Source organism: Micromonospora sp. NBC_00421, assembly GCF_036017915.1.
Lineage (GTDB): Bacteria > Actinomycetota > Actinomycetes > Mycobacteriales > Micromonosporaceae > Micromonospora.
The window spans coordinates 6,181,093-6,204,764 of the sequence record NZ_CP107929.1 but is presented as its reverse complement, the minus strand read 5'-3'; the positions used below and the strand labels follow the sequence as shown (position 1 = coordinate 6,204,764).

General features: G+C 73.7%; 17 protein-coding genes and 1 pseudogene. 12 read left to right on the top strand and 6 right to left on the bottom strand.

Translation table 11 applies throughout. The features are described from left to right. Positions 1–68: 68 nt before the first annotated feature. The 4 genes from eccCa (at position 69) to OHQ87_RS26535 (ending at position 7,162) form a co-directional block, all read left to right on the top strand. Positions 69–4,070 carry a type VII secretion protein EccCa gene (gene eccCa, locus OHQ87_RS26550; protein ID WP_328342258.1) on the top strand — a complete coding sequence of 1,334 codons (4,002 nt, stop codon included), beginning with the start codon at positions 69–71 and terminating at the stop codon, positions 4,068–4,070. A gap of 75 nt (positions 4,071–4,145) precedes the next feature. Further along, positions 4,146–5,537, top strand: a complete 1,392-nt coding sequence (gene mycP, locus OHQ87_RS26545; protein ID WP_328342256.1) for a type VII secretion-associated serine protease mycosin — start codon at positions 4,146–4,148, stop codon at positions 5,535–5,537. A 41-nt stretch (positions 5,538–5,578) separates the two neighbouring features. Beyond that, entirely contained in the window at positions 5,579–6,406 is an 828-nt protein-coding gene (locus tag OHQ87_RS26540; protein ID WP_328342254.1) for a phosphatase PAP2 family protein, read from the top strand. 30 nt (positions 6,407–6,436) lie between these two features. Then, on the top strand, positions 6,437–7,162 hold the full coding sequence (locus OHQ87_RS26535) for a phosphatase PAP2 family protein (RefSeq protein WP_328342252.1): 726 nt from the start codon (positions 6,437–6,439) through the stop codon (positions 7,160–7,162). A gap of 91 nt (positions 7,163–7,253) precedes the next feature. On the opposite strand, the gene OHQ87_RS26530 is transcribed toward OHQ87_RS26535, so the two are convergent. The 6 genes from OHQ87_RS26530 to OHQ87_RS26505 form a co-directional block, all read right to left on the bottom strand. Further along, positions 7,254–8,432: a MarP family serine protease gene (locus tag OHQ87_RS26530; protein WP_328342250.1), complete on the bottom strand. Its 1,179-nt coding sequence runs from the start codon at positions 8,430–8,432 to the stop codon at positions 7,254–7,256. A gap of 58 nt (positions 8,433–8,490) precedes the next feature. Next, entirely contained in the window at positions 8,491–9,189 is a 699-nt protein-coding gene (locus OHQ87_RS26525) for an NUDIX hydrolase (protein WP_328342248.1), read from the bottom strand. Continuing rightward, positions 9,186–9,908, bottom strand: coding sequence for a TlpA family protein disulfide reductase (locus OHQ87_RS26520; RefSeq protein ID WP_328342246.1), 723 nt, complete (start codon positions 9,906–9,908; stop codon positions 9,186–9,188). The genes OHQ87_RS26525 and OHQ87_RS26520 overlap by 4 nt, the downstream gene beginning before the upstream one ends. Next, positions 9,905–10,693, bottom strand: coding sequence for an endonuclease III (gene nth, locus OHQ87_RS26515; protein WP_328342244.1), 789 nt, complete (start codon positions 10,691–10,693; stop codon positions 9,905–9,907). Before nth ends, OHQ87_RS26520 begins: the two co-directional genes overlap by 4 nt. Positions 10,694–10,786: 93 nt before the next feature. Then, positions 10,787–11,944 carry a CapA family protein gene (locus OHQ87_RS26510; protein WP_328342242.1) on the bottom strand — a complete coding sequence of 386 codons (1,158 nt, stop codon included), beginning with the start codon at positions 11,942–11,944 and terminating at the stop codon, positions 10,787–10,789. 56 nt (positions 11,945–12,000) lie between these two features. After that, positions 12,001–12,705: an adenosylcobinamide amidohydrolase gene (locus tag OHQ87_RS26505; protein WP_328342240.1), complete on the bottom strand. Its 705-nt coding sequence runs from the start codon at positions 12,703–12,705 to the stop codon at positions 12,001–12,003. 220 nt (positions 12,706–12,925) lie between these two features. On the opposite strand from OHQ87_RS26505, the gene OHQ87_RS26500 reads away from it, so the two are divergent. The 8 genes and pseudogenes from OHQ87_RS26500 (at position 12,926) to OHQ87_RS26465 (ending at position 23,665) form a co-directional block, all read left to right on the top strand. Further along, positions 12,926–13,603, top strand: a complete 678-nt coding sequence (locus tag OHQ87_RS26500) for a Crp/Fnr family transcriptional regulator (RefSeq protein ID WP_067306583.1) — start codon at positions 12,926–12,928, stop codon at positions 13,601–13,603. Positions 13,604–13,891: 288 nt separating this feature from the next. After that, entirely contained in the window at positions 13,892–14,524 is a 633-nt protein-coding gene (locus tag OHQ87_RS26495; protein ID WP_328342235.1) for a TetR/AcrR family transcriptional regulator, read from the top strand. 68 nt (positions 14,525–14,592) lie between these two features. Then, a pseudogene (locus OHQ87_RS26490) lies at positions 14,593–15,363 on the top strand (TIGR03084 family metal-binding protein); the annotation flags it as partial. A gap of 122 nt (positions 15,364–15,485) precedes the next feature. Further along, positions 15,486–17,276: an acyclic terpene utilization AtuA family protein gene (locus tag OHQ87_RS26485; protein WP_328342231.1), complete on the top strand. Its 1,791-nt coding sequence runs from the start codon at positions 15,486–15,488 to the stop codon at positions 17,274–17,276. After that, positions 17,273–18,469 (top strand): acyl-CoA dehydrogenase family protein, encoded by a 1,197-nt coding sequence (locus tag OHQ87_RS26480; protein ID WP_328342229.1) that lies wholly within the window; start codon positions 17,273–17,275, stop codon positions 18,467–18,469. Before OHQ87_RS26485 ends, OHQ87_RS26480 begins: the two co-directional genes overlap by 4 nt. Positions 18,470–18,646: 177 nt before the next feature. Continuing rightward, complete coding sequence (locus OHQ87_RS26475; protein WP_328342227.1) at positions 18,647–20,248, top strand: acyl-CoA carboxylase subunit beta; 1,602 nt, start codon at positions 18,647–18,649, stop codon at positions 20,246–20,248. Positions 20,249–20,435: 187 nt separating this feature from the next. Continuing rightward, a complete protein-coding gene (locus OHQ87_RS26470; protein WP_328349009.1) occupies positions 20,436–22,505 on the top strand; it encodes an ATP-binding protein in 2,070 nt (689 codons plus the stop codon). After that, positions 22,502–23,665: an acyl-CoA dehydrogenase family protein gene (locus tag OHQ87_RS26465; protein WP_328342225.1), complete on the top strand. Its 1,164-nt coding sequence runs from the start codon at positions 22,502–22,504 to the stop codon at positions 23,663–23,665. The genes OHQ87_RS26470 and OHQ87_RS26465 overlap by 4 nt, the downstream gene beginning before the upstream one ends. The last annotated feature ends 7 nt before the right edge of the window (positions 23,666–23,672 follow it).

Genomic DNA, 23,672 nt, shown 5'->3' with positions numbered 1-23,672 from the left:
ACGGACGACGCGCACTTTACCTACGATGAGCCAGGTTCGGGTTACCGAGCGCCACAGGGAGGTGCCTTTTGTCCACTGTCGTCATCAAGCGGCCACCGCGCCGGCCCGCGCCTGAGATACCGGCCGGGGAGCTGCCCGTGGAGGGCCCGCCGGAGATCCCTCCGGTCACCGGTGGGCGCTGGCAGCAGGCGCTGATGGTGTTGCCGATGCTGGGTGGCACGGTGGCGATGGCGATGATGTTCGGTCGCGGCGGTGGCGCCTACTCGTACGTGGTGGGCGGGATGTTCGGGCTCTCCTCGGTGGCGATGCTGATGACCTCCTGGGGCAGCGCCTCCGGCACCCCGAAGAAGTCGGAGATGATGGCCGCCCGTCGGGAGTACCTGCGGCACCTGACCGCCCTGCGGCGACGGGTCCGGCAGACCGCCGGGCAGCAGCGGGCCGGGCTGTACTACCGGCATCCCGACCCGGGTCGGCTCTGGTCGACGGTGGACAGCCACCGGGTCTGGGAGCGGCGACCAGGTGACCCGGACTTCGGCGTGGTCCGGGTCGCCGTCGGACCGCAGACACTGGCCACCCCGCTGGTTCCGCCGGTCACCCGGCCGCTTGAGGAGTTGGAGCCGATGACCGCCGGGGCGCTGCGGCGCTTCCTCGACGCGTACTCGGTGGTGCCGGACCTGCCGGTGGCGCTGTCGCTGCGCAGCTTCGCCCGGGTCTTCGTCCGGGGCGGCCAGCCGGGCGGCGACGGCCCCGGCTGGCCGGGCGGCGGTACGGCGGGCGGCGGCGGCCCCGGCACCGGGTCACCCGACGCGCAGGCGCTGGCCCGCGCGATGATCACCCAGCTCGCCGTCTTCCACGCCCCCGACGAGTTGCTCGTCGCCGTCTGTGCCGGCCCAGAACGGCGTCGGCACTGGGAGTGGGTGAAGTGGCTGCCGCACGCCCACCACCCGACCCGGGTCGACGCGCTCGGCCCGGTCCGGTTGGTCACCAGCTCCGCCGTCGAACTGGAGCGGCTCCTCGACGAGGTGCTGGCCAGCCGCTCCCGGTTCAGCCCGGCCGGGCCGGCCACCGACGGGCCGCACGTGGTGGTGCTCCTCGACGGCGGCGACCTGACCGACGCCACCGAGCTGACCGGTGACGGCGGCATCGACGCGGTCACCGTGCTCGACCTGGACACCCCGCCGCCGCGCCTGCTGGACCGGTTCGCCCTGCTGCTGGAGGTACGCGCCGGACGGCTGCACTCCTGGTCGGCCGAGGGGCACGCCGAGGTGGGCACCGCCGACGGGCTGGACGTCACCGACGCCGAGGCGGTCGCCCGACGACTCGCCCCGCTGCGGCTCGCCGCCGTCACCCGGGGTGCCGAGGCCGCCCCCGGGGCCGAACTCGGCCTCCCCGAGCTGCTGGGGCTGGGCGACCCGGAGGGGTTCACCGCCGACCAGGGCTGGCTGCCCCGCTCACCCCGGGACCGGCTGCGGGTGCCGATCGGCGTCGGCGTGGACGGCGGCGCGGTCGAACTGGACCTCAAGGAGTCGGCGCAGGACGGGATGGGCCCGCACGGGCTGCTGATCGGCGCGACCGGTTCGGGCAAGTCGGAGCTGCTGCGCACCCTGGTGCTGGCGCTGGCCGCCACGCACAGTTCGGAGCAGCTCAACTTCGTGCTTGTCGACTTCAAGGGCGGGGCCACCTTCGCCTCCTTCGACCGGCTTCCGCACACCGCCGCCGTGATCACCAACCTGGTCGACGCGCTACCGCTTGTCGACCGGATGGTGGACGCCATCAACGGCGAGCTGATGCGCCGCCAGGAGCTGCTGCGCCGGGCCGGCAACTTCGCCGGCCGGCGCGACTACGAACGGGCCAGGGCCGCCGGTGCACCGCTCGCCCCGCTGCCGTCGCTGCTGCTGGTCTGCGACGAGTTCTCCGAGCTGCTGTCGGCCAAGCCCGACTTCATCGACCTGTTCGTGCAGATCGGCCGGTTGGGCAGGTCGCTCGGCGTCCACCTGTTGCTGGCCAGCCAGCGGTTGGAGGAGGGGCGGCTGCGCGGGTTGGACACCCACCTGTCGTACCGGATCGGGTTGCGCACCTTCTCGGCGCTGGAGTCCCGGACGGTGCTCGGGGTGCCGGACGCCCACGAACTGCCCCGCTCCCCCGGGCACGGTTACCTGCGCGCCGGCACCGACCCGCTGGTCCGGTTCCGGGCCGCGTACGTCTCCGGCCCGGTCCGTCGCCGGGGCGGGACGACCGGCGGCGGGGCGGGCGGCACGGCCCGGTTACTCGCCTTCTCCACCCATGTCGTGCCGGTGCCGGTGCCGGAGCCGACCGCCCCGGTGGCCCCGCCGGTCGTCGAGGAGGAGACCGAGAGCCTGCTCGACTCGCTTGTCGGCCGGCTGGCCGGGCAGGGGCCACCGGCCCACCAGGTGTGGCTGCCACCGCTGGACCTGGCACCCACCCTGGACGAGCTGCTCGGTCCACCCGGTGTCGACCCGCAGCGTGGGCTCAGTTTCGCCAGCCCGGAGCTGCACGGCGGTCTCCAGGTGCCGGTGGCGATCGTCGACAAACCGTACGAGCAGCGGCGTGACCTGCTGTGGCTGGCACTGGGCGGGGCGGCCGGGCACGTGGCGGTGGTCGGCGCACCGCAGAGCGGCAAGTCGCACGCGTTGCGGACCCTGGTCTGCGCGTTGGCGCTCACCCACACCCCGACCGAGGCACAGGTCTACTGTCTCGACTTCGGCGGCGGCGGGTTGACCGCGCTGCGGGAGCTGCCACACGTCGGCGGGGTCGTCGGCCGGGCCGACCCGACGGTGGTCCGGCGTACGGTCGGGGAGATCGCCGCCCTGCTCACCGAGCGGGAACGCCGCTTCACCGAGCTGGGGGTGGAGTCGATGGCGGCGTGGCGCAAACGGCGTCGGGCGCTCGCCGCCGCCGGTCAGCCCACCGTCGACCCGTTCGGTGATGTGTTCCTCGTGGTCGACGGCTGGGCCACCCTGCGCGGCGAGTACGACGACCTGGAACCCCTGATCACCGACCTGGCCACCCGGGGCCTGTCCTACGGGGTGCACGTGGTGGCGAGCGCGGTGCGCTGGCTGGACTTCCGGCCCGGCATCCGGGACCTGTTCGGTTCCCGGTTGGAGCTGCGCCTGGGTGACCCGTCCGACTCGGTGGTGAAGCGGACCGCGGCGGCCGGGGTGCCGGAGCAGGCCGGTCGGGGCATCACCGCGCAGAGCCTGCACTTCCTCACCGCCCTGCCGCAGCTCACCGGTGGGGAGACGGCGGACCTGGTCAAGGCGGTCGCGGGTGCCTGGTCGGGGCCGGCAGCGCCCCGGGTCCGGTTGCTTCCGCCGGTGTTGCCGTACGCCGAACTCGACCGCACCGCCGGCACCGGCCTGGCGTTCCCGGTCGGGATCGCCGAGGCGGACCTGCGTCCGGTGCTGCTCGACTTCGCCACCGAGCCGCACTTCGTGGTCTTCGGCGACGCCGAGTGCGGCAAGTCGTCGTTCCTCCGGGCGCTGGCCACCTCGATCATCGAACGGTTCACCCCGGAGCAGGCCCGGGTGATCCTGGTCGACTACCGGCGTAGCCTGCTCGGCACCGTCGAGACCGACCACCTGATCGGCTACGGCACGGCGGCGGCGCACACCACGGAGCTGATCGAGTCGGTCGCCGGCTACATGCAGGGTCGGCTGCCCGGAGCGGAGGTCACGCCGGCGCAGTTGCGGGACCGCTCGTGGTGGTCAGGTCCGGAGTTGTTCATCCTGGTCGACGACTACGACCTGGTGGCGAGTGGTCCGGCGAACCCGCTGCGCGGGCTGGAGGAGCACCTGCCCCAGGCCCGCGACGTCGGCCTGCACCTGGTGCTGGCCCGCCGCTGCGGTGGCGCCGGCCGGTCCCAGTACGAGCCGATCGTGCAACGGTTGCGCGAGCTGTCCACCGCCGGGCTGGTGATGAGCGGCAGCCCGGACGAGGGGCAGTTGGTGGGTACGGTCCGGCCGGGGCCCTTGCCGGCGGGGCGTGGTCGGATGGTCACCCGACGCGAGGGCGTACGCCTCGTGCAGCTGGCGCATCTGCCGCCACCGTGATCCGGGTGTGTCGGAACGTGCCGTGTCGGCAGGGAGAACCGGTAATCTCCGAGCTGCAGGTGTCCCGCGCGATGAATGGCTGACGATGTGACAAGGGTTCGGCAGGGCTCCCCGACGGCGCTGCACCGGTTCGCCGGGCGTGCGCTGGTCGGTGTCGTGGCGATCACCGTCACCGTGTTCGGCGTGTCCCCGCCCCCGGCCGCCGCCATGATCCCGCCGTCGGCCGCTACGGTCACCGCGCTCACCGGGTCGTCGGTCGCCACGGTGGCCGGGCCGCGCGCCGGCACGCCGTTGACCGAGCCGGACTTCGCGCCGGTGGAGGCCCGTACCGACCGGATCCGCGACGACCAGTTCCAGCTCGACGAGTTGAACGCGGCCACCGCCTGGCGTACCTCGACCGGACGCGGCGTGACGGTGGCGGTGATCGACTCCGGGGTGGACGGTGCCCATCCCGACCTGGTCGGCCAGGTGCTGCCCGGGATGGACCTGGTCTCCCCCGCCGGCGGCGACGAGCCGGATCCGGTGGGGCACGGCACCACGGTGGCCAGTCTGATCGCCGGGCGCGGCGACGACCGGCGGGGCGTGGTCGGGCTCGCGCCGGACGCCCGGATCCTGCCGGTCCGGGTGCTCGACGACGAGAACCGCTACGACGACGCGATGATCGTCGCCAAGGGGGTGCGCTGGGCGGTCGACAACGGCGCCCGCGTGATCAACCTGTCTCTCGGCGGCAGTGGCGACAGCCCGGCCCTCGCCGCCGCGTTGGACTACGCGTTCGCCCGGGACGTGGTGGTGGTGGCCTGCACCGGCAACGTCGCCACGTCCACCACGTCGAAGGTCTGGTACCCGGCGCGGGAGCCGGGGGTGATCGCGGTGGCAGGGCTGGAACGCGACAGCGAGAACCTCTGGTCCGGTTCGATCACCGGTCACGCCACCACCCTGACCGCCCCGGCGACCGGTCTGGTCGGGGCGCGTCCGCCGGGCAACTACTGGGGCGTGCAGGGCACCAGCTTCGCGGCGCCGCTGGTGACGGCGACCGCCGCCCTGGTCCGCGCCCGCTACCCCGACATGTCCGCCGGGGACGTGGTGAACCGGTTGCTGAGCACCGCCAAGGACATCGGCCCCACCGGCCGCGACGACCGGTTCGGGTACGGCCGGGTCGACCCGGTCGCCGCGCTCACCGCCGACCTGCCGCTGATCTACCGCAACCCGCTTGACGACAACGACTCGCCCGGGGTGGTCGGGTTCGGCCCGGCCCCCGGCTCCGCCGAGGACGCCCGGGCCGGCGGCACCGGCAGCGACCCGCTCGGTTTCACCGCGCCGCGACAGCACACCCGGTGGACGGCCCAACCGGCCGGCGGCGCTGACGACACCGCCCCGCGCCGGCTGTGGACCGGTGTCGCCATCCTCGCCGCCCTGGTCACCGGGGTGGCGTTGATGGTCCGTCGGTTCCGGTTGTGGGGTCGTTGAGCCGCGCCTGAATCCGGGTACGGGTGGGTAGAGCAGGTCGCATGAGTTCCTCCGGTCCGCGTACCTCCGTACCCCCGTCGGACCGGTCCTGGCGGGACCGCCGCCTGGACCGGGACCACTCGCTGGGGTTGCGGTTGACCCTGGCGTCGGCGGCGGCCTTCCTGGTGCTGGTGCCGTTCGCGTTGCTGGCGGTGCTGGTGGTCGGGGCCTGGTCGCCGCTGCACGACCTGGACGCCACGGTCACCGACGCCCTGCACCGCTTCGCCGCCGACCATCCGGCGTGGGTACGGGCGATGGAGGCGTGGACGCACGTCTTCTCACCGGGTCCGCTGCGGGTGGCCGCGCTGGTCGTGGTGGTGTGGTCGTGGTGGCGTCAGGCCCGACGGCTGGCGCTCTGGGTGGTCACCACGATGGCCGTCGGCGGGGCCCTCGGCGCGCTGCTGAAACTGCTTGTCGGCCGGAACCGGCCGGAACTGCTCGACCCGGTGGCCCGGGCCACCGGGTTCTCCTTCCCGTCCGGGCACGCGCTGAACGCGACCCTCGCGGCGGGGGTGCTGCTGCTGGTATTCCTGCCGTTCACCCGGGGTCGTCCGGCGGCCCGGGTGTTGCTCTGGACGGTCGCCGTGCTGCTCGTCGGGGTGACCGGGCTGAGCCGGGTGGCGCTGGGCGTGCACTGGGTCAGCGACGTGCTCGGCGGCTGGCTGTTGGGCGTGGCGGTGGTGGCGGCCACCGCGGCGGCGTTCCGCACCTGGCGGGACCGGGCCGGGTTGCCGACCGGCCGGGCCACAGTCGACGGGGTGGCACCGGAGCTGGCCGACCCGGCGGGGCCGCGCGCACTGCCGGACGACCCGGCGGGGCCACGCGCGTAGCCGGCGGCGGGTCGGGGTACATGGCGGCCCATGTCCCCCATCGCTGTGCAGGTCGCCAGGCGGGTGCTCCTTCCGGTGGCCCTGCTGCTCTCCTTCATGGTCCTGCTCGGGCTGCTGGTGACCCGGGTGCTCGACGACGTCTGGCCGTTCACCGTGGAGGACACGGTCAACCGCGAACTGGCCGCCGACCGCACCGGCGGGTGGAACGACGTCTCGCTGGTGTTCAGTACGCTGGCCAGCACCCAGTTGATCGTCACGGTCACCGTGCTGGTGGCGCTGGTGCTCCGGCTGGTGCTGCACCGCTGGCGGGAGCCGCTGTTCCTGTGCGCGGCGGTGACCGCCCAGGCGCTGGTCTTCCTGCTCACCACGATGGCCATCGACAGGCGTCGGCCGGCGGTGGAGCACATGGACGTCTCCCCACCGACGTCGAGCTTCCCGTCCGGCCACACCTCGGCGGCGGTCGCCCTCTATGTCGGCGTCGCACTGCTGCTGGCCCTGCAGGCGAAGAGCACCGCCGGCAGGGTCACCTGGTGGACCCTGCTGGTGCTGGTGCCGATCGGGGTGGCACTGACCAGGATGTACCGGGGCATGCACCACCCGAGCGACGTGGTGGCGTCGTTCGTCAACGGAGGCACCTGCGTGGCGATCATGGCGCGGGCGGTGCTCGACCGCTCACTGACCTGGGGCCGGGCCAAGCTGCCCGGCCTCACCCCGACCGGCGGAGACGCACCGGCCGTCGCGCCGGCCGGCGGCTGAACCCGGCCCTCCCCCCGCCGGTGGCGGCACCGGGCTCCGCCTCTGCCGTGACGGCACCCCGGCCCCGGTCGGTCGGGCCGCGTCGGTGGGCTCAGGTGCAGTCGCCGGTGCCCACCCCACGGGTACGCTCCGCGCCGGCCAGCGCCACCGGTCGGGCCTCCTCGGCGGTCACCGCGAAACCGGTGTTCGGGTCGTCCGCCGCCGCCGCGAAGATCACCCCGAGCACCAGACCGTTGGAGGAGACCAGCGGGCCGCCGGAGTTGCCGCTGCGGACCAGCGCCCGGATCGTGTAGATCTCCCGGTTCACCTTGCTGGCGTTGTAGATGTCCGGGCCCTCGATCCGGTCCACGTCCCGGATCCGGGCCGGGCGGGCGTCGTACGGGCCGTCGAGTGGGAAGCCCAGCACGATCGCGTCCGCGCCGCTGCCGGCCTGTCCGGCGGCGAACCGCAGGGAGGGGCCGGGCAGTCCCGGCACGTGCAGCACGGCGAGGTCACGGTCCGGGTCGTAGACGACGACGTCACCGTCGAACCGTTCGCCGCGCAGCTCGACCGCGACGGAGCGGGTGCCGGCCACCACATGCGCGTTGGTCATCACCCGGTCGTCGGCGTAGACGAACCCGGAACCCTCGATCCGGCGCGAGCAGCTCGGTGCGGAACCCAGCACCTTCACCACCGCCCGCTGGCTGTTCGCCACCACCTGGGAGCCGGCCAGCGCCGGGTCCGGCGGGGCGACCTGTCGCGCCGAGGTACGACCCAGGCCGTTGAAGACGTCGGGGAAGCCGTTGGTGTCGACGGTGTCCCGCAGCGCGGTGGACAGCTCCTGGGCCTGGTCCGGCAGGACCCGGTCCACCACGGTCAGCAGCGCGCTGTTCTTGACCGAGGCGGCCAGCCAGGGCAGCGACGAGGAGCCCAGCGGCACCGCGACCAGCCAGGCCACAAGCATCACCGCGAGGATCGAGACGAACGCGCCCCCGACGTCGTCGGCCCGCCTGGCGGCGTCGTTGGTGATCGTCCGCCGTAGGTGGGAGCCGAGCCAGCCGGCCAGCGCCTGACCGAGCACGGCGAGCCCGAAGACGGCGACCAGGGAGACCAGCACCCTGGTCCCGCTGTCGATGAACTGGCGGGCCAGCATCGGCCCGAGCTGGAGGCCGATGAGCGCACCCAGGAAGAACCCGGAGAACGACAGCGCCCCGATGACGAAGCCCTGGCGGTATCCGCTGATCGCGAACACGAGCATGAGCAGGAGCAGAACGAGATCCACGGCCGACACCGGTCAAGGGTACGTGCACCGGACACCCGTTCGGCGCAGCGGATGCGGAACGTGACGGTCAGGTCAGCGGACCGGCCAGTTCGTCCGCCTCCTCGGTGCCCGCCGAGGGAGCCGGGGTGGCACCGGTCGGTGGCAGCTCGACCACCCGCGACCAGGGCCACGGCCGGGCCCAACCACCCATCTCCAGCAGGGCGGCGAGCACCCCGGCGGTGAAGCCCCAGACCAGCATTCCCCGGACGGAGAACGCCGGGCCGATCCAGCCGCTGGGGTGGCGGACCCGCATCCGGTTGGCCGGGTCGACCAGCTCGGCGACGGGCAGCCGGGCCACGTGCGCCACCTCGGCCGGCTCCCGGGGGTGCACCGGGTGCGGGCTGTGCCACCAGGCCAGCACCGGGGTGACCACGAAGTCGCTGACCGGGATCCAGAGTTTCGGCAACTCGGCCAGGACGGTCACGCTGGCCGGGTCGAGGTCGACCTCCTCGTTCGCCTCACGCAGCGCGGTGGCCCGCACGTCGGCGTCCTCCGGGTCGGCCGCGCCGCCGGGGAAGGCCGGTTGGCCGGCGTGGTTGCGCAGCGTGGCGGCCCGCTGGAGGACCAGCACGTCGGGGCCGGCACCGGGCTCCTCGCCGAGCAGCACCAGCACCGCGCTCTCCCGGCCGCCTTCCTCGGGGGTGGTCAGTCGGGTGAAGTCCTCGGCCCGGGCGGTGCCGAGCCGGCCGAGCAGTGGATCGAACCAGGACGGCGGACGGGAGGTCACGCGGGCACCACCAGGCCGAGGTGGCGGCGGACCAGGTCGGCGAGGCGGGCGTCGTCGAGTGCGCCGGAGGTGTCGATGTGCCGGACCCGCCCCTGCGCGTCGACCAGCAGGGTCAGCGGGACGGCCGTGCGGCGCAGCTCCCGTTGCAGGGCCTCGCCCTGGTCGAAGAGCACCGGGAAACGGATACCGAAGTCCTCACCGATGGCCTGCGCGCCGTCCCGGCTGTCCCGGCTGTTCACCCCGATCACCTGGAGCTGGCCGGCGGCGCGGACGCTGAGCCGTTGGAAGGCCGGCAGCTCCTTGCGGCAGGGCGGGCACCAGGAGGCCCACACGTTGATCACGGCCGGACCGTGGATGTCGCGCAGCGCCACCGGAGCGCCGCCGGTGAAGCAGGAGAGCACCAGTTCGGGCAGCAGACCTCCGCCACCGCCGGCCGGGGCCGGGCTGCCGACCGTACCGCCGCCGTCGCCGGCCCCGACGGACCCGGTCGGCGCGGCCGGGTCGGACGGGGCGACGGACCCGGTCGGCGCGGGGGTGGTGGTGCCCGTGGGGGTGGTGGACGGCCGGCCGGTCAGGGTGGCGCAGTCGGCGAACGGTGACGGGCGGGCGGGCCGTCCCTGGTCGGGGCCGGTGGCGGAGTCCTGCCGCCCGGCGGTGGCGGTGCAGCCGGCGAGCGCCAGCAGCACCGGGACGACCAGCGCGGCGAGCCGACGCTTCACGGTGCCTCCGCGACCACGGCCTGCGCGGGCACCAGCTCCGGGTCGACCCCGGCGGCGACCGCGAGCTCCCGGGCACGGGGGCCCTTGAGCAGCTTCGCGGCGGCGGCCGGTTCGGTCGGCCCGAGCCCGTACGACGGGCAGAGCCGGGTCAGGGTGCACGCCCCGCAGGCGGGCTTGCGGGCGTGGCAGACCCGCCGCCCGTGGAAGATGATCCGGTGGGAGAGCATGGTCCACTCCCGCTTCGGGAAGATCGCCCCGATCTCGTGTTCGATCTTGACCGGATCGGTCTGGATGGTCAGCCCCCAGCGCTGCACCAGCCGTTGGAAGTGGGTGTCGACGGTGATCCCCGGGACGTCGAAGGCGTTGCCCAGGATGACGTTCGCCGTCTTGCGACCGATCCCGGGCAGCGTCACCAGGTCGGCCAGCCGACCGGGAACCCGGCCGTCGTAGCGCTCGATCAGCGCCTGACCCAGCTTGATCAGCGAGTCGGTCTTGTTGCGGTAGAAGCCGGTCGGCCGGATCAGCTCCTCCAACTCGGCCCGGTCCGCCCCGGCGTAGTCGGCCGCCGTCGGGTACCTGGTGAAGAGCTTCGGGGTGACCTCGTTGACCTTCTTGTCGGTGCACTGCGCGGAGAGGATCGTGGCGACGGCCAACTCCAGCGCATTGGAGTGGTCGAGTTCGCAGTGGGCGTCGGGGTGCGCCTCGGTCAACGCCCGACCGATCCGCCGGGCACGCCGGGTACGGCCGAGGTCCGTCTCGACCCGGCCGGGAGAGCTGATGGTCACGCCGGCCAGCCTACGTCGCCACCCCGCCGGCCCGTCGCGCCCACGCCAGCCGGCCCCGTCGCGCCCACGCCAGCCGGGTACGGCGACGGGCGGTCAGCCGGCCTCGGGCGGGCTGATCTTCCCCTTGCCGTCGAACCGCGCCCCGGTACGCGGGAAGTCGTTGCCACTGAGCTGCTTGACCAGGCCGAGCCCCTGGTCGGCCGAATCCATCGTCGGCTTGCCCACCGAACTCATCCGGGTGGAGGTGAACGAGCCGCCCGCGAAGCTGCCGTCCGGCTTGAGGGAGACCTTCAGCACCCCGCCCCAGCCGAGCCGGCCGGTCGGGTTGAGCGACCGGGCACCCCCGGCGAAGTTACCCAGGCTGTACGCGATCAGCCGGCCCTGGTAGAACTCCATCCCGCGCAGCACGTGCGGGCCGTGTCCGACGATCAGGTCGGCCCCGGCGTCGATCATGGCGTGGGAGAACTTCACCGGGTCGCCCCGGTTCTCGCCGAGGAACATCTCGGTGCCGGGGCGGACCCGGGTCTTGTCCGACCCCTCGCCGCCCATGTGCACCTGCACCACGACCAGGTCGGCCATGGTGGCGGCCTTCTCGACCACTCCCTTGGCGGCGTCGATGTCGACCAGGCTGTTCGACCAGGGGTACGACGAGAAGCCGGCCACCGCGACCTTCACCCCGCCGACCTCGACCACGGTGATCTGGTCCGGCGCACCGGTGTGCTTCAGGCCGTGCTTCTCCAGCGCCTGCCGGGTGTTCTCGTAGCCCTGCGGCCCGAAGTCGTAACCGTGGTTGTTGGCCTGGTTGAGCAGCTGGAAACCGGCGTCCTTGAGGTGGCCGGCGTACTCCGGCGGAACCCGGAACTGGTAGCAGTTGCTGGAGTCGGCGCCGCACTTGCCGGTGCCGGTGTCGGTGGTGAGCGGCTCCTCCAGGTTGCCCATCACCAGGTCGGCCTTGAGTGCTCCCTCGACCTCGTCGAAGAAGCCCTTGCCGCCGTTGGCGGGCAACCGGGACGGGGCCATCCCCATCACGATGTCGCCGGTGGCCGAGAGGGTGACCGCCGCGCCCTTGTCGGCCGCTGCGCCGCTCGGCACCGGGGAACCGCTGGCACCACCACCGCCGCCCGGACGCCAGACCGGCTCCGGGGAGTCGTCGGGCTGGGAACAGCCTGCGAGGAGCACGGCGAGCAGCGCGCCGGAGGCGAGCACGGCGCGGCGGCGGGGACGGGGCTTCGAGAAGGCGGCAGAGTACATCGCCCGCGACGCTACCGGGTGGGTAATCGACCCACGACGGCCGATCGGACGGAAGTTCAGCCCGTCCGCCGCTCCGACCACGGGACGCAGGAGACCGACCCGCCGGCCCGGACGGCCGCGTGGACGGCCCGGGCGAGCGGGGCGCCCCAGGTCGACCGGGGTCCCCCGTACGGCTCGGTCGGGAGGGCGGGCCCACCGGCGGGGCAGAGCACGGTGACCGAGTCGGTGGGGGTACCGGTGCCCGGCAGGCCCAGTTCCCCGATCGCCTGGCACTTCGCCTCGGTCGCGGTGGCGACGGCGTTCACCAGCGCGGCGTCCCCGAGCGCCGCCGGCACGTAGACGACGATGTTGACCGTCCCGACCCGCTGCACCGGCGCGGTACCCGACACCCCGGCAGGAGCCGGCACCACGGCCTCCGCCGGGACGGCGGCCCAGAGGGGGGTGCCGAGGCCGACGGTGGCCCAGGCCCGTACGCCGGTGTCGGTCCGGGTCACCACCTCGGCGACGTCCACGCCGGTGAGCAGGCCGATCCCGGGCCCGTCGAGGCCGAGCCGGTCGGCGAGCGCGGCCAGGTGGGTCGCCGGGTCGTCCCGGCGGTACGACATCGGCACTGTCGCGTTGACCACCCAGTTGCGTACGCCGACACCGCCACCGAGCGGGCCGGAGCTGACCGCCCGCAGGGGCCGGCGGGCCCGCCACACGAGTAGCGGAATATCCCATCCGTCCTCGGGGCGGTGGGTCAGCACGGGGTCGCTCAGCACCCGGACACCCTACGACCAGCGGCGGCCACCGCCGGTGACCAGGTGGTTCGGGCGGATGATCATAAGGGCCGATCGGGTCGGCGAGGTTACGCCCAACGATCAAGTTTCCAGGGGTGCAGCTCTGATTCGTCCTCACATGCGCCTAGACTTGGCGGCGCGCGAGGGATCAGCGGACGGCGGACCCGGCCGAGGGACGGCAGCGCGCAACCGGAGGTGCGCGATGGACGAGGTACTGGCTCGCAGCGGGATCTTCCAGGGTGTCGACCCGGAGGCTGCCGAGGCGCTCGCCAAAGAGATGGAGACGATCGACGTCCGCAAAGGCGAGATCGTCTTCAACGAGGGCGAGCCCGGCGACAGTCTCTACATCCTCCTGTCCGGCAAGATCAAGGTGGGGCGTCGGGCAGCCGACGGCCGGCAGAACCTGATCGCCGTGATGGGCCCGTCGGACATGGTCGGTGAGCTCTCGCTCTTCGACCCCGGCCCGCGTACGGCCACGGCCACGGCGGTCACCGACACCCGGCTGGTACGGCTGCGCAAGCAGGCCCTGCGCCCCTGGCTGAACAACCGGCCCGAGATCGCCGAGCAGTTGCTGCGGGTGCTCGCCCGTAGGCTGCGCCGGACGAACGACTCGCTGGCCGACCTGATCTTCACCGACGTGCCGGGCCGGGTCGCCAAGAACCTGCTCCAGATGGCCGGCCGGTTCGGCACCCGCGACGGCGGCGTGCTGCGGGTGACCCACGACCTGACCCAGGAGGAGATCGCCCAGCTCGTCGGCGCCTCCCGGGAGACGGTCAACAAGGCGCTCGCCGACTTCGCCTCCCGTGGCTGGCTGCGACTGGACGGCAAGAGCATCATCATCCTCGACCCGGAGCGTCTCGCCCGCCGCGCGCGGGTCTGACCCGGCACCACGTACACACCGAGCCAGGGCCGCCCCGACCGGCGGCCCTGGCTCGTTCGCGACCGGTCCCGGCCCGGTTCCGGCAGGGGCGGTGCCGGCTGGCGGCCCGCGGTTCTCCCCGGTGACCCGCTCGGTCGCCTCGGCCCGATCGCGGGTGCGGGGAGCGGGAGCGGCGACAACTCTCCCCGATCCCTGCCGCACTCCCCTGGGGCCCGACCGGAACGATCAGCCGATGCCACAGAAAAAGTCAAGCTTGACTGTTTGTTTCGGCGGCGGCACGCTGTCCCCGTGTCCGCCGCATCGACCCGCGTCCCCCAACAGGAGCGCAGCCGCGCCACCCGGGCCCGGCTGCTCGAAGCGACTGTCGACTGCCTGGTCCGGTACGGCTGGTCGGGCACCACCACCACGGTGGTCGCCAGCCACGCCGGGGTCTCCCGTGGCGCCCAGCTGCACCACTACCCCACCAAGGCGGCCCTGGTCACCGCCGCCGTCGCCCACCTCGCCGAGCGACGCGCCGAAGAGCTGCGCGTCGAGGCCGAGGCGCTGCCGGTCGGCCCGCAGCGACTCGACCGGGTGATCGACCTGCTCGGCGTCGCCTTCACCGGGCCGCTCTTCGTCGCCGCGCTGGAGCTGTGGGTGGCCGCCCGCACCGACCCGGAGCTACGCGGCGCGTTGGTACCACTGGAGGCAAGGGTGGGTCGGGAGATGCACCGGCTCACCGTCGCGCTGCTCGACGTGGACGAGCGCCGCCCCGGGGTCCGCGAGGCGGTGCAGGCCACCCTCGACCTGCTCCGCGGGCTCGGCGTGGCCAACCTGCTCCACGACGACTCGGCCCGCCGCACCGCCCTGTTGCACACCTGGAAACGCCAGCTCGCCACCCTGCTCACCCCCGGACCACACCCGCCCCTCGACCAACCCTGACCGACCCGACCCCACCGGCCCGACCGGCCCTGACCCGCGCTCATCGACCCACCCGCCCGGGAGGCACCATGGTCGACCCGACCGCACTGCTCGCCGACCTGGCCGAGGAGTCCGACCAGCTCGACGCGCTCGTCGCCGCGCTGCCCAACGAGGCGTGGAAGCGGCCCACACCCGCGCCCCGCTGGACGGTCGCCCACCAGATCGCCCACCTGGCCTGGACCGACCACGTCGCCCGGTTGGCAGCCACCGATCCGACGGCCTTCCACGCCTCGGTCACCTCGGCCGCCGACCCGAGCCGGCTGGTCGAGGACGGGGCGGCGGAGTTCCTGGCACCGCCGGCCACCCTGCTCACCCGTTGGCGCACCGGCCGGGCCGGTCTCACCGCCGCCCTGGCCGCCGTGCCGGCCGGGGAGAAACTGCCCTGGTACGGCACCCGGATGTCGGCCGCCTCGATGGTCACCGCCCGGCTCATGGAAACCTGGGCACACGGCGAGGACGTCGCCGAGGCGCTCGGCGTGACCCGCACCCCGACGGCGCGGTTGCGGCACGTCGCGTACCTCGGATTCCGTACCCTCGGGCATGGTTTCGCCGCCCACGGCCGGTCGGTGCCGACGGTGCCGGTGCGGGTCGAACTCGCCGCGCCGGACGGGTCACGCTGGACCTTCGGGCCGGCCGACGCGGCGGACCGGGTCGTCGGCCCGGCGCTCGACTTCTGCCTGCTGGTCACCCAGCGCCGACACCGCGCCGACACCGCCCTGGCCGCCACCGGCCCGACCGCCGACGCCTGGCTCGACGTGGCCCAGGCCTTCGCCGGCCCACCGGGCGCCGGGCGCGACCCACGCACCACCGACCGCGAACGGGCCACGCCGGAAGCCGGCCGACCGACGGTGCGCGACAGCGCGTCCGGGGCCGGCGACGCGGCGGCCCCGGACGGCCGGGACGAGCGCACCGGGGCGACGGCGTGAGCGGCGTGCTCCGGGTGGGCAACGCCTCCGGCTTCTACGGTGACCGGTCCACCGCCTGGCGGGAGATGCTCGACGACGGTGAGCTGGACGTGCTGACCGGCGACTACCTGGCCGAGCTGACCATGCTGATCCTCGGTCGGGACCGGCTGCGCGACCCGGACCTCGGCTATGCGAAGACCTTCCTGCGCCAGCTCGAAGGCTGTCTCGGCACCGCCCTGGACCGGGGCGTACGGATCGTCACCAACGCGGGCGGGTTGCACCCGGCCGGGTTGGCCGCCGCGATCGGCGCGCTCGCCGACCGGCTCGGCCTCGCCGTCCGGGTCGGCCACGTCGAGGGCGACGCACTGCCCCGACCGGACGCGCTCACCGCCAACGCCTACCTCGGCGCGTTCGGCATCGCCGCCTGCCTGGACGCCGGGGCGGACGTGGTGGTCACCGGGCGGGTCACCGACGCCTCGCTGACGGTCGGGCCGGCCATCGCCCGGTTCGGCTGGCGACCCGACGACCTGGACGCGCTGGCCGGCGCCACAGTCGCCGGGCACCTGATCGAGTGCGGGGCCCAGGTCACCGGCGGCAACTTCAGCTTCTTCACCGAACTGCCCGACGGTGGACGCCGACCCGGCTTCCCGATCGCCGAGATCCACCCGGACGGCTCGTCGGTGCTCACCAAGCACCCCGGCACCGGCGGCGCGGTCACCGTCGAGACCGTCACCGCCCAACTGTTGTACGAGGTGGGCGGCCCCGACTACCTCGGCCCGGACGTGGTGACCCGACTGGACACGGTACGGCTGCACCAGGACGGGCCGGACCGGGTGCGGGTGGGCGGGGTCCGGGGCACCCCACCGCCGGCCACCCTCAAGGTGGGCGTCAACAACCTGGGCGGCTTCCGCAACGCGATGACGTTCGTGCTCTGCGGGCTGGACATCCCCGCCAAGGCAGCCCTGGTCCGGGGGCAGGTCGAGGCGGCGGTCGGCGCGGACGGGCTGGAGTTCACGCTGGCCCGTACCGACCACGTCGACGCGGTCGACACCGAGACGGCGAGCGCGCTGCTGCACGTACACCTGCGTGACGGTGACCGGGTGCGGGCCGGGCGGGCCTTCTCGGCGGCGGCGGTGGAGCTGGCCCTCGCCTCCTACCCGGGATGCACGCTGACCACCCTGCCCGGCGACGCCACCCCGTACGGGGTCTTCACCGCCGACGCCGTGCCGCAGGTCGACGTGCCCCACGTCGCCGTGCTACCGGACGGCACCCGGCTGCCGATCCCCCCGCCGCCGCAGACCGCACCACAGACCACGCCGGACGCCACGCCACAGGCCGAGACCCGGCCGGTGCCCGCTCCGGCGGGGCCCGCCGCACCGGTGGACCCGGCACCGGCGACCGGGCCGACCCGGCGGGGGCCGTTGGGTGAGCTGGTCGGGGCCCGGTCGGGTGACAAGGGTGGCGACGCCAACCTCGGCGTCTGGGCGCGCACCGACGCGACCTGGGGCTGGCTGCGGGAATGGCTGACCGTCGCGCGGCTGGCCGAGCTGCTGCCGGAGACCGCCGCGTTGACCGTCGAACGGTACGAGCTGCCGCACCTGCGGGCGGTCAACTTCGTGATCCGGGGCCTGCTCGGGCCGGGGGTGGCCGCCTCCACCCGGTTCGACCCGCAGGCCAAGGCGCTCGGTGAGCTGCTCCGCTCGCGCATCGTCGACCTGCCCGCCGCCCTCACTCCCGGCCCGCCCGCCGCAGACCGGCCGGGAGCGGCAGCCGGGCCGGGAGCGGCAGCCGGGGAGGGGGACGGATGACGATCGTGGACACGCCGGAGCGGCGGCAGTTGCGGGAGTTGACCCGGGCCTTCGTGACCCGGGAGGTGCTGCCGCACCTCGACGACTGGGAGCGGGCCGGCGAGGTCCCCCGCACGCTGCACGCCACCGCCGCGAAGATCGGCCTGCTCGGCATCGGCTTCCCCGAGTCGGTCGGCGGCAGCGGCGGTGACCTGCTCGACTCGATAGTGGTCACCGAGGAGATCATCCGCTCCGGTGGCTCCTCCGGGCTGGTCGCCGCCCTCTTCACCCATGGCATCGCGCTGCCGCACATCGTCGCGGCGGCCGGAGCGCGCACCGGCGGCACGCTCGGTGGTCGACTCCCCACCCGCCGGTCCGCCGCCGACGATCCCCTGGTCACCCGGTACGTCCGGCCGACGCTGGCGGGTGAGCTGATCGGCGCGCTGGCGATCACCGAACCGGACGGCGGCTCCGACGTCGCCTCGATCCGCACCACCGCCCGCCGCGACGGCGACCACTACCTGGTGAACGGGTCGAAGTCGTACGTCACGAGCGGGGTACGCGCCGACTTCGTCACCACGGCGGTCTGCGGCGACTTCCCCGGCAGCGGGTCGCTGCACCTGCTGGTGATCGACAGGGGCACGCCCGGGTTCACCGTCGGCCGGAAGCTGAAGAAGCTCGGCTGGCACTGCTCGGACACCGCCGAGCTGTCCTTCGTCGACGTCCGGGTCCCGGTGGCCAACCGGATCGGCGAGGAGGACACCGGCTTCCTGGCGATCATGCAGAACTTCGCCACCGAGCGCCTGTCCCTGGCCACCCAGGCGTACGCGACCGCGCAGCGCTGCGTGGAGCTGGCGACCCGCTGGTGCCGGGACCGGTCCACCTTCGGTCGTCCACTGGCCAGCCGGCAACTGGTCCGGCACCGGCTGGCCGAGATGCACACCCGTACCGAGGCGGCCCGCGCGTACGTGCACCAGGTGGCCGCCCGGGTGGCGGCGGGCGAGCCGGTGGTGACCGAGGTGGCGATGGCGAAGAACGTCGCGGTGGCCGCCTGCGACCAGGTGGTCGACGCCGCGCTGCAACTGCACGGCGGGTTCGGCTACCTGCGCGACGCCGAGGTCGAGCGGCACTACCGGGACGCCCGCATCCTCGGCATCGGCGGCGGCACCACCGAGATCATGAACGAGATCATCGCGAAAGGCCTGGGCCTGTGAGCGCGAGGAGTGAGCCGGTCTTGCGAGCCCCGCAGTCGCGAACGAAGACGAACCTGTGAGCGCGAGGAGTGAGCCGGTCTTGCGAGCCCCGCAGTCGCGAACGAAAGACGAACCTGTGAGCGCGAGGAGTCAGCCGGTCCTGCGAGCCCCGCAGTCGCGAACGAAAGACGGGAACCTGTGACCACACTGGAGAGTGCGATCGACCCGGCCGCGCCGGCGTTCGTGGCCAACCGGGACGCGTTGCGGGAGCGGCTGGCCGAGTTGGACGCCGCCCTCGACCAGGCGCGGGCCGGCGGTGGCGAGAAGTACGTGGCCCGGCACCACGGGCGCGGCAAGCTGCTGCCCCGGGAGCGGATCGAGTTGCTGCTCGACCGGGACAGCCCGTTCCTGGAGTTGTCGCCGGTCGCCGGGTACGGCACCGACTTCCCGGTCGGGGCGAGCGTGGTCACCGGCATCGGCGTGGTCGAGGGCGTGGAGTGCCTGATCGTCGCCAACGACCCGACGGTACGCGGCGGCGCGGTCAACCCGTGGTCGCTGGCGAAGACCCGGCGGGCCGGCGAGATCGCCCTGGCGAACCGGCTGCCGATGGTCAACCTGGTGGAGAGCGCCGGGGCGGACCTGCCCACCCAGGCGGAGATCTTCATCCCGGGCGGCCGGGTGTTCCGCGACCTGACCCGGCTCTCCGCCGCGAAGATCCCCACGGTCAGCGTGGTCTTCGGCAACGCCACCGCCGGTGGGGCGTACGTGCCGGGGATGTCCGACCACGTGATCATGATCCGGGACCGGTCCCAGGTCTACCTGGCCGGGCCGCCGCTGGTGAAGATGGCCACCGGCGAGATCACCGACGACGAGTCGCTGGGCGGCGCGGCGATGCACGCCGGCACGTCCGGTCTCGCCGACCACCTCGCCGAGGACGAACGGGACGGTATCCGGCTGGCCCGCCGGTGCATCCGCCGGTGCAACTGGCGCAAGCAGGGTCCGCCGCCGCGCGACCCGGCCCCCCGACCACCGAGATACGACCCGGAGGAGCTGCTCGGCATCGCCAGCGCCGACCTGAAGGTGCCGTTCGACCCACGGGAGGTGCTGGCCCGGGTGCTCGACGGCAGCGAGTTCGACGAGTTCAAGCCGGCGTACGGCACCGCCCTGGTGACCGGCTGGGGCGAGCTGCACGGCTACCCGGTCGGCGTGCTGGCGAACGCCCGGGGGGTGCTGTTCAGCGCGGAGGCGCAGAAGGCGGCCCAGTTCATCCAGCTCGCCAACGCCACCGACACCCCGCTGGTCTTCCTCCAGAACACCACCGGCTACATGGTCGGCACCGAGTACGAGCAGCGCGGCATCATCAAGCACGGCGCACTGATGGTCAACGCGGTCTCGAACTCGACGGTGCCGCACCTGACTGTCAACCTGGGCGCCTCCTACGGTGCCGGCAACTACGGGATGTGCGGCCGGGCGTACGAGCCGAGGTTCCTGTTCACCTGGCCGAACGCGAAGTCGGCGGTGATGGGACCGGCGCAGTTGGCCGGGGTGCTGTCGATCGTCGCCCGGCAGGCCGCCGCCGCCCGGGGCCGGGACTACGACGAGGACTCCGACGCGGCGATGCGGATGATGGTCGAGCAGCAGATCGAGTCGCAGTCCGGGGCGCTGTTCCTGTCCGGCCGGCTCTACGACGACGGGGTGATCGACCCCCGGGACACCCGTACCGTCCTGGGGCTCTGCCTGTCGGCGATCCACAACGCACCGGTGAAGGGCGCCGACACCTTCGGCGTCTTCCGGCTGTAGTGCCGTGAGCGCGAGGAACGCAGCGCAGCGGAGTCCCGCAGCCGCGAACGAAAGGCAGGCACCGTGAGCGCGAGGAACGCAGCGCAGCGGAGTCCCGCAGCCGCGAACGAAAGGCAGGCACCGTGAGCGCGAGGAACGCAGCGCAGCGGAGTCCCGCAGCCGCGAACGAAAGGCGGATCCCGTGAGGGTGATCGGGAAGCTGTTGGTGGCCAATCGGGGGGAGATCGCCCGGCGGGTCTTCGCCACCTGCCGGGCGCTCGGCGTGGCGACGGTCGCCGTGCACTCCGACGCCGACGCCGACGCGCCGTACGTCGCCGAGGCCGACGAGGCGGTCCGACTGCCGGGGAACACGCCAGTCGAGACGTACCTGCGGATCGACCTGATCGTGGACGCGGCCCGGCGCACCGGTGCGGACGCGGTACACCCGGGTTACGGCTTCCTCGCCGAGCACGCCGGGTTCGCGGCGGCGGTGACCGACGCCGGCCTGACCTGGGTCGGCCCGCCGGCCGGGGCGATCGCGGCGATGGGTGACAAGATCGCGGCGAAGGCGCTGCTCGCCGGTGCGGGCGTGCCGATGCTGCCGACCTGGACCGACGGCGACGCGATCACCGACTTCCCGGTGCTGGTCAAGGCGTCCGCCGGGGGCGGCGGCCGGGGGATGCGCGTCGTCCGCGACCCCGCCGACCTGCCGGCGGCCGTCGACTCCGCGCGCCGCGAGGCCGCCGCCGCGTTCGGCGACGGCACTGTCTTCGTCGAGCGGTACGTCGAACGCGGCCGGCACGTCGAGGTGCAGATCTTCGGCGACACCGCCGGTACGGTGGTGGCCCTCGGTGAGCGGGACTGCTCGATCCAGCGCCGGCACCAGAAGATCGTCGAGGAGGCCCCGGCGGTGCTGCCCGACGGGGTCCGGGAGCGGCTGCACGCGGCGGCGGTCGCGGCCGGGCGGGCGGTCGACTACGTCGGGGCGGGGACGGTGGAGTTCCTGCTCGCCCCGACGGGTGAGTTCTTCTTCCTGGAGATGAACACCCGGCTCCAGGTGGAGCATCCGGTCACCGAGGCGGTCACCGGGCTGGACCTGGTCCGGCTGCAACTGCTCGTCGCCGAGGGCGGTGCGCTGCCGGTGCCGGAGACCCCGTCGGTTGACGGCCACGCCATCGAGGTACGGCTCTGTGCGGAGGACCCGACGCAGGGGTTCCGCCCGGCCACCGGCACCCTGCACCGGTTCGCGGTCCCCGGGGTGGTCGGCGAGTTCGCCCCGACCCGGGGCGTGCGGCTCGACTCGGGGGTACGCACCGGTTCGGCGGTGGGCGTGCACTACGACTCGATGCTCGCCAAGCTGGTCGCCTGGGCACCGACCCGGGCCGGGGCGGCCCGGGTGCTCGCCGGGGCGCTGGCCCGCGCCGAGTTGCACGGGGTGGCCACCAACCGGGACCTGCTGGTCCGCGTGCTGCGCAGCCGCGAGTTCGGATCGGCGCAGGTGGACACCGGTTTCCTGGACGCACACGACGAGGTCTTCGCACCACTGCTGCCGCCCGACCAGCTCCCGATCGCGGCGCTGGCCGCCGCGCTCGCCTGCGCCGCCGCGCGGCGTGCCGACGCCCCGGTGCTCGCCGGCCTCCCGTCGGGCTGGCGCAACGTGCCGGCCTTTCCCCAGTTCGCCCGGTACGCCTGCCGCACCGGCGACGAGATCGAGGTGCGCTACCGGCTGGACCGGTCCGGCGGTCTCGCCGACTGGTCCACCGATCCGCCAGCCTCACCCACCAGCACGACCGTCGCCGCACCTGGCACGACCACCGCCGGCACGGACACCACCGGTCCCACGACGGCCGCCCAGACGGCCGCCGAGCCCGGGCCGGTGGTCACGCTGGTGACGGCGGCGGCGGACCGGGTGCTGCTCGACGTGGCGGGGGTGCGGCGGGTGTTCCGCGTACACCGGGCGGGGTCGGTGGTCTTCGTGGACGGCCCGGACGGGGCGGCGGAGCTGACCGAGCTGCCCCGTTTCCCGCTGCCCCGGGTGGCGCCGGCCGCCGGGTCGCTGCTCGCGCCGTTGCCCGGCACGGTGACCCGGGTGCACGTCGAACCAGGTCAGCGGGTCGCCGCCGGGGACCTGCTGCTGACCCTGGAGGCGATGAAGCTGGAACATCCCGTGCTCGCCCCGACCGATGGCGTGGTCGCCGACCTGCCGGTGTCCGCCGGTGGGCAGGTCGAGACGGGTGCGGTGCTGGCCGTGGTCGACCCCGAGGAGGCACCCCGATGAACTTCGACCTCACCCCCGAGCAGGACCAGCTCCGCGACGCCGTCCGCGCGCTGGGCCGCCGGTACGGCCACGCCTACTTCGTCGAGAAGGCGAGGTCGGGCGGGCACACCACCGAGCTGTGGGACGAGGCCGGTCGGCTCGGCTACCTGGGCGTCAACGTCCCCACCGAGTACGGCGGCGGCGGTGGCGGCCTCACCGAGCTGGCCATCGTCTGCGAGGAGTTGGCCGCCGCCGGCTGCCCGCTGCTGCTGCTGGTGGTCTCGCCGGCCATCGCCGTCACGGTGATCAACCGGCACGGCACCGAGGAGCAGCGCAAGCGCTTCCTGCCCGGCTTCGCCGACGGCTCGCTGAAGGTGGTCTTCGCGATCACCGAGCCGGAGGCCGGGTCGAACTTCCACCGGCTCGGCACGGTGGCCCGCCGCGACGGCGACGACTGGCTGCTCTCCGGCCGCAAGTGCTACATCTCCGGCGTGGACGAGGCGCAGTACGTGCTGGTGGTGGCCCGGACCGAGGACGCGACCACCGGGAAGCTCAAGCCGGCGCTGTTCGTGGTGCCGACCGACGCGGCCGGGCTGACCCGGTCCCGGCTGGACATGGAGATCGTCTCCCCGGAGAACCAGTTCCTGCTCTACCTGGACGACGTCCGACTGCCCGCCGACGCGCTTGTCGGCGGGTCGTTGGACGCCGGCCTGCCGGCGCTGTTCGCCGGGCTGAACCCGGAGCGGATCACGGTCGCCGCGATGGGCGTCGGCACCGGTCGGTACGCCATCGAGCGGGCGAGTGAGTACACCGCCACCCGCAAGGTCTGGGGCGGCCGGACCATCGGCGCACACCAGGGCGTGTCCCACCCGCTGGCGCACGCGGCGGTGCAGGTGGAGCTGGCCCGCCTCATGATCGGAAAGGCGGCCACCCTGTACGACGCGGGCCGCGACCTGGAGGCCGGGGTCTCCGGCAACATGGCCAAGTACGCCGCCGGGGAGGCCGCCGCGCTGGCCGTGGACACCGCCGTGCAGGCCCTCGGCGGGGCCGGCATGACCACCGAGTACGGCGTGGCGACGCTGCTCGGCGCGGTCCGGGCCGGCCGGATCGCCCCGGTCAGCCGGGAGATGATCCTCAACTTCGTCGCCCAGCACGTGCTGGGTCAGGAGAAGTCCTACTGACCCCGGC